Here is a 6,989-nt window from a genome sequence, read left to right as displayed (position 1 = left end):
ACAATAAATGGACGCAGTGGATTTTATTAAAGCTTTACGAAAAAGTTCTAGCTTATGTAGATGAATTCCCTGTAAACAGGTTTCCTGCGCTTGGAACCGTTCTTGCCAATGAAGAAGTCATCGACGGCAAAAGCGAACGCGGCGGCCATCCTGTAGAACGCCGTCCAATGAAGCAGTGGATGCTGAAGATTACCGCTTATGCCGACCGTCTGCTTGAAGATCTGGAAGAACTCGACTGGCCGGAAAGCATCAAAGAGATGCAGCGCAACTGGATCGGCCGTTCCGAAGGGGCGCATGTTCATTTTGCGGTCGACGGCACAGACGAAACGTTTACGGTTTTCACAACGCGGCCAGATACATTATTCGGTGCCACATATGCCGTTTTGGCTCCGGAGCACGATTTGGTTCAAAAAATCACGACGCCTGAACAGCAAGACGCGGTCGACGCCTATATCGAAGAAGTTCAATCAAAGAGCGACTTGGAGCGGACAGACCTTGCCAAAACAAAGACAGGCGTCTTCACAGGTGCTTATGCCGTCAATCCGGCAAACGGGGAAAAAATTCCGGTATGGATCGCGGACTATGTCTTGGCTACATACGGAACTGGAGCGGTCATGGCCGTCCCTGCCCATGATGAGCGGGACCACGAATTCGCATCAGCATTCGGGCTGCCGATCAAAGAAGTCGTCAAAGGCGGAGATGTTGAGAAAGAAGCTTATACAGGCGACGGCGAACACATCCATTCAGATTTTCTGAACGGCCTTGATAAAGCGGCTGCGATCGAAAAAATGATTCAGTGGCTTGAGGAAAACGGGAAGGGCGAGAAAAAGGTAACATACCGCCTCCGCGACTGGCTGTTCAGCCGTCAGCGCTACTGGGGCGAGCCGATCCCGGTCATCCATTGGGAAGACGGCACATCGACTCCGGTTCCTGAAGAAGAGCTGCCGCTGATCTTGCCGAAAACGTCGGAAATCAAACCGAGCGGAACGGGTGAGTCCCCTCTTGCGAACATTAAAGAATGGGTGGAAGTGACAGACCCTGAAACAGGCAAAAAGGGAAGACGCGAAACGAATACGATGCCGCAATGGGCGGGAAGCTGCTGGTACTTCCTGCGCTACATCGATCCGAAAAACCCGAACGAACTGGCTTCTCCTGAAAAATTACAGGAATGGCTTCCTGTCGATATGTATATCGGAGGGGCGGAACACGCCGTTCTTCACTTATTGTATGCGCGCTTCTGGCATAAATTCCTTTATGACATCGGGGTCGTTCCGACGAAAGAGCCGTTCAAACAGCTTTATAACCAAGGAATGATTCTTGGTGAAAACAACGAAAAAATGAGCAAATCCAAAGGCAATGTCGTCAATCCGGACGAAATAGTGGAGACTCATGGTGCGGACACGCTCCGGCTGTACGAAATGTTCATGGGGCCTTTGGATGCATCGATCGCCTGGTCAACGACAGGACTTGACGGCGCCCGCCGCTTCCTTGACCGCGTATGGCGTCTGTTCATCGATGACAATGGCGGGTTAAACGAGAAGATCGTTGAAGGAGCCGGCGAAACGCTTGAGCGCGTCTACCACGAAACGGTCATGAAAGTAACAGACCATTTCGAAGGTCTGCGCTTCAATACAGGTATTTCTCAGCTGATGGTCTTCATCAATGAAGCATATAAAGCTGATCAGCTTCCGAAAGAATACATGGAAGGCTTCGTGAAATTGCTGTCTCCTGTTGCGCCTCACTTGGCTGAAGAGCTGTGGAGCCGACTTGGACATGAGGAAACGATCACGTATGAAGCATGGCCTGTCTATGATGAAGCAAAGCTCGTTGATGACGAAGTCGAAATCGTCGTTCAGCTGAACGGAAAGGTGAAAGCGAAGCTGAACGTTCCAGCCGACGCCGACAAAGAACAGCTTGAAGAGCTGGCGAAAAACAATGAAAAAGTAAAAGAACAGCTCGAAGGGAAAACGATCAGAAAAGTGATTGCTGTACCTGGAAAGCTTGTAAATATTGTCGCAAATTAATGGAAAAGCCCCTTCAATCCGAAGGGGCTTTTCAGCGTGCCGACAAACCCGCGCATTCGTTGGCAGGCCTGCTAAGCCGGTGCTTACGATAGGAGAAAAGATCAGGCGGCTAACCGCCTAACACCGCCGTCACCACATCCTGTGGAAGACCGCTCCGATGCTCGGCTTTCCCAGACTGCAAGGATTGCGGGACAAAGGATGACAAAATCCCAAAACTAAAAGCCGTTTTGGGATTTTTTTTAATAATCTGAAAGCCCTGTCATTCCGCCGAAAGGATGAAAATATTTCAGCCGTTCGCTTCGTTTCAAATGATCCATGACCGCTTAAAATGGGAAAAAAGGAGATGATGATGATGCATTTTTCCGATTTTTCCGCCGTACAGGTCAGAATCGCCCGGCCTACAGACCGTTTTGACGAAATCGTTGCGTTTTACGAAAAGGGGCTCGGCCTGAAAAAGCTTGGCGGTTTTTCCGGACATCAAGGGTATCATGGCGTCATGTTCGGCCTGCCGAATGTCCAATATCACCTTGAATTTACCTCCCATATCGGAGGCAGCCCTTGTCCGGCACCGACCAAAGACAATCTGCTCGTCTTTTATATTCCTGATCAGAAGGAAATCAAGAGTATTTTAAAAAGGCTCGCTGACATGGGCCATCACGAAGTGCCGCCTGAAATTCCGTATTGGAAGGACAAAGGGGCAACAGTGGAAGATCCGGACGGCTGGCGGATCGTGCTGATGAATACCGAAGGCATTTAGATATAGGAACGTTATGCCTGTGCCCAGTCTCTTGCTTTCGTGCGGACGATATCTGTAAAAGCCGCCATTGCAGGAGAAAGCCATTTGTTTTTATGATAAGCCATTTGAGTGGAAAACAGGGCGTCGCGGACAAGCGTGCCCTGAAGCTTTCCTTCTTCGATATCAGTGCGCGTTGTGATCAAAGGAAGAAGGGATACGCCCAAACCGCACATCACGCACTGTTTAATCGCTTCGACACTCCAAAACTCCATCGTATGGTCGGCAATGACTCCCCTTTGACGTAAATACTCCTCAAAAAAATCACGGTAGCTGCAGCCGTGCTCCGTATATAAAAACGTTTCATTTGCGGTAAAAGTCAAATCATCAAGGGCCTTTTGTCCTGCCGGGTGTTCCTTGGGAAAGATGAACACCATCGGCTCATTGACCAGCTTTTCAACATGAAGGTCGTTTTCTTTCCGATCGTTGTCCAAGAGAAAAGCGACATCGATTTTTCCCTGCTTCAATTCATCTCTCAACTGCCAGCACGTGGAAGACTTTAATGTGACCGTGACCTGCGGATATTTGTTAGTAAATTCGTGAAGAATGGCAGGCAATCTGTAAACCGTTAAAGATTCCGAGGCGCCGATGATCAAGTTTCCCGACGGCTCCTGGTCGTTTTCCGGAATGTGCCTCGCTTTTTCATACAGTTCGACCATTTCTGCGGCATAAGGGAGAAGGTGTTTTCCTGCTTCTGTCAGCATCATTTTTTTCCCCAGCCTGTAGAACAGCGGCTTTCTTAATTCTTGTTCGATTGCTTGAACGTGCGAAGTCACAGTGGACTGCGCATATCCCAAATAATCGGCAGCACGGGTAAAACCGCCGATATCCACGATGGTTTTGAATGTTTTCAAATGTCGGATCTCCATCTCGTCATCCCCCTTTTTTATATTATATCGAAAAATTCGAAGTTGCTGATCGATAATATCTATTTTACTGATGAATTAAACAAGATTACAATCATTTTAAACAACTTTGCGAAAGGATTGTATCAGTATGAGAGAAAAAAAGCTTGGCCCTTTATTATTAAGCGGGCTGATGACGGGGCCTATTTTAGGGTCGGGAATCATTCTGCTGCCGCCGATGATTCATCAGACAGCGGGGGACTATGCGATTTTGGCATGGCTGTTGATGTTGGGAATCGGTTTTTTATTTGCCTGGATTTTTGCCAGATTGAGCGTCGAGTATCCGAATGATGCCGGGATTGCTTATGCGGCTGAAAAAGCGTTCGGTTCCCGTGTTAAAAAGTTGGCAGTCTTTTATTTTATCATGGCTGCGAGCTTCGGCCCCGCCGCCGTATTAATGACGGCCGGCGAATATATTCATTTTCTTGCGGCCGGCACGGCATTTCCCGCTGAACTGTACGGCTTCATTTTTTTTATCTTTTGTATGGTAGTCCTTTGCTTTAACCTTTCATTTGTCGGCATGGTTGCACTCATTTTTTCCACTGCCGCGGCCCTCATTCTGTTTGGAAGCAGCGCAGCATCTGTGCCTTACTTTCGTGAGGGGCCGCTCGTAGACGGAACATTTCAGTTTGCCGATTTTGGCCGCGGATTGCTGCTGCTGTTCTGGGCATTAGTCGGATGGGAAATCGTCGGCAACTACAGCATGGAAGTGAAAAACCGCGGGAAAACGATTCCCCGGGCCGTCGTGATCAGCAGCCTGACGGTAACGCTCATATATGTGGCGACTGCGGCAGCTGTTCAATGGATTGATCCGGGGTTCTTCGCAAACGGACAATTGAAGCTGGCGATGATGCTGACGCCGTTGTTCGGATCTTTTGCATTGCCGGTGATCGCTGTGCTCACCGCTGTTCTCTGCATGTGCGCTTATTTTCAGGTGACAGGCGGAGCAGCCAGGCTGGTGGCATCGCAGGCCGGCGGGCTGTTTGCCCGCAGATCAAGGGGAAATCAGCCGATGGCAGCACTGGGGCTTATGTTTTTCATTCATACCGTCGTTTTTGTCTGCCTGATGTTTCACTTTCTTAATGTTGAGACACTGGTCCTGATCGCAAACGCCTTTTTCATCTGCAACTCGCTGTGCGGTCTTGCCGCTGCTTACAAGCTGCTGTCCAGTCGCGTTTACAAAATAGGCTGCCTCTTTCTCATGGGGTGCTTCTCGCTGCTTCTTTTGTTTTCATCACCCTGGATATTACTGTTTATCATGCTGACCAGCGCCTTGTTTGTGGTGAACTTCCGTCAACTTATCATCTGGAAAAAGGTAAAACGCCCTTTCAAATCGTATTAATGAATCAAACGGAAAAAAGAAAGGGGAACACGATGCGCCGTCAACTTTTCAAACTGCTCGGCGATTTGCCGGAGAAAAAAAGCATTGATGTGAGCACTCTTAAAATTGAAGAAAAGTCATCTTTTATTCTTGAAACGCTTTTGCTTGATTTAAACGGAATTGAAGCGGTACCGGCCTATTTTGCAAAACCGAAACAGATGAACGGCAAGCGGCCGGCCGTGCTTTACTGTCATTCACACGGAGGACGTTACGAAAGGGGGAAGGAGGAGCTGATTGAAGGAGCGGATTACTTGCAAACGCCGCCGTTCGCCGAGGAATTGACGGCCTTGGGATTTTCCGTGCTTGCGATTGACCATTGGGCTTTCGGAGACAGGCGGGGCAAAACGGAGAGTGAGATATTTAAAGAAATGCTTTGGACAGGACGGGTGATGTGGGGAATGATGGTCTTCGACAGCATCAGAGCCATCGATTACCTGAGCATGCGTGAGGACACAGACGAAAGCCGCATCGCTTCACTCGGCATGTCGATGGGAGGTCTGATGGCCTGGTGGACCGCTGCATTGGATGAGCGGGTCAGCGTATGCGTTGATATATGCGCGCAGGTGGACAGCGAAACATTAATCAAGACGCAGAATTTGGACCGTCACAATCTCTATTCGTATGTTCCAGGGCTGGTCAAGCACTTTTCAACCGCTCAAATCGAAAGCCTGATCGCTCCAAGGCCCCATTTAAGCCTGGTCGGAACCGCAGATAAACTAACGCCAGTTCAAGGAATTGACCTCATTGAAGAAAAGCTGTCCGATGTGTATAAAGAAAAAGGCGCCGGTGAACGCTATGAAGTGTTTCGCTCTCATTCAGGGCACTTCGAGACAGCCGGAATGAGGCATAAAGCGATCGGTTTCTTAAAAACATGGCTGTAAAACAGGAGGTGAATCACTGTGAAAAAGGTGACGATCATCGGAGGGAACGGCACGGTCGGCCGCGTGTTAGCGGGCGGATTGGCAGGCGAAGGATACGAGGTGACAGTGCTGGATTTAAAAGAACCGGATGAAAAGCCGGCTGTCCGCTTTGTCCGGGTGGATGCGGCAGATTACAATGAAGTCGTGAAAAGCATTCCTCTGAATACGGATGCGGTGATCAACCTTTTGGCTGTCAAGCCTACAGGCGATTTGCTTGACCGGCGGGAGTTTGAGAAAATGACGGATATCTTTTTTAAAGCGACATATACGATTTTGCGGGCGGCGGCGGAGCTCGGCGTGCCGAAGGTGGTATTTGCAAGCAGCAACCATGTGACAGATGTGTATGAAAAGAACGGTGATTCTCTGCTGGGGAGGAAGATCAACACGGATGACTACCCGCAGTCCAAAAGCTTGTACGGCTTGCTAAAATTGGCGTCCGAAAATCTCGGCTATCTTTTCTCGCACCAATCAGACGCCAAGGTTTCCGTGATCAATCTGCGGATCGGGACAGCCGCTGAAAATGAGCAAGAAACGCTGCGTGCAAAACCGAGGAGCAAAAAAACGCTGTTATCCCACCCCGCCCTCGTCCCAATATTTAAAGCCGCAATCGAATCCGGCAAAACATACGGTACATATTATGCTGTCAGCGACAATAAGGGGCGGCCGTGGTCGATCGATTCCGCCATTCGGGAACTGGGGTTCAAGCCGAAAGTCAGCACCTCAGACATCCTTGATGAAGACTGACGTATCATCTTCTAAGGTGATGATCTTTTTCTCCGCTTTTCTGATCCTGCTTAAAAAATGATTATAGACGCTCTCCTTTCTGTTTGCTACATTTTAGACACGATATCGTAATATTTTGACAGCGCTTACAAGGAGGGGGAAATGACGATCAGGCATTCTGCTGGAAGCCGCGTGTTTGACATATTGAATTATTCATTTTTAACAGGGTTCGGATTGGTTTGT

Annotated in this window: 6 protein-coding genes; 5 read left to right on the top strand and 1 reads right to left on the bottom strand. The window is 49.0% G+C overall.

Annotated features, from left to right (window positions below; all coding sequences use genetic code 11):
• Both leuS and C1T29_RS17990 read left to right on the top strand, forming a co-directional pair.
• The coding region (gene leuS, locus C1T29_RS17995; protein ID WP_208945523.1) for a leucine--tRNA ligase at positions 1–2,024 on the top strand (2,024 nt) is incomplete at its 5' end.
• A 349-nt stretch (positions 2,025–2,373) separates the two neighbouring features.
• Positions 2,374–2,781 (top strand): VOC family protein, encoded by a 408-nt coding sequence (locus tag C1T29_RS17990; protein WP_103750248.1) that lies wholly within the window; start codon positions 2,374–2,376, stop codon positions 2,779–2,781.
• An 11-nt stretch (positions 2,782–2,792) separates the two neighbouring features.
• Here the strand turns inward: C1T29_RS17990 and C1T29_RS17985 are convergent, their stop codons facing one another.
• Positions 2,793–3,686: a LysR family transcriptional regulator gene (locus C1T29_RS17985; protein ID WP_020452651.1), complete on the bottom strand. Its 894-nt coding sequence runs from the start codon at positions 3,684–3,686 to the stop codon at positions 2,793–2,795.
• Positions 3,687–3,813: 127 nt separating this feature from the next.
• Here C1T29_RS17985 and C1T29_RS17980 point away from each other — a divergent pair, with 127 nt between their 5' ends.
• The 3 genes from C1T29_RS17980 to C1T29_RS17970 are packed head-to-tail and all read left to right on the top strand — an operon-like array spanning position 3,814 to position 6,767.
• Positions 3,814–5,064, top strand: coding sequence for an APC family permease (locus C1T29_RS17980; protein WP_079289154.1), 1,251 nt, complete (start codon positions 3,814–3,816; stop codon positions 5,062–5,064).
• A 32-nt stretch (positions 5,065–5,096) separates the two neighbouring features.
• Positions 5,097–5,984, top strand: a complete 888-nt coding sequence (locus C1T29_RS17975; protein ID WP_025810973.1) for a dienelactone hydrolase family protein — start codon at positions 5,097–5,099, stop codon at positions 5,982–5,984.
• Positions 5,985–6,002: 18 nt separating this feature from the next.
• Complete coding sequence (locus tag C1T29_RS17970) at positions 6,003–6,767, top strand: NAD-dependent epimerase/dehydratase family protein (protein ID WP_208945522.1); 765 nt, start codon at positions 6,003–6,005, stop codon at positions 6,765–6,767.
• The last annotated feature ends 222 nt before the right edge of the window (positions 6,768–6,989 follow it).

Source organism: Bacillus sp. MBGLi79, from assembly GCF_002953915.1.
This window is presented reverse-complemented; position numbering and strand designations above follow the sequence as displayed.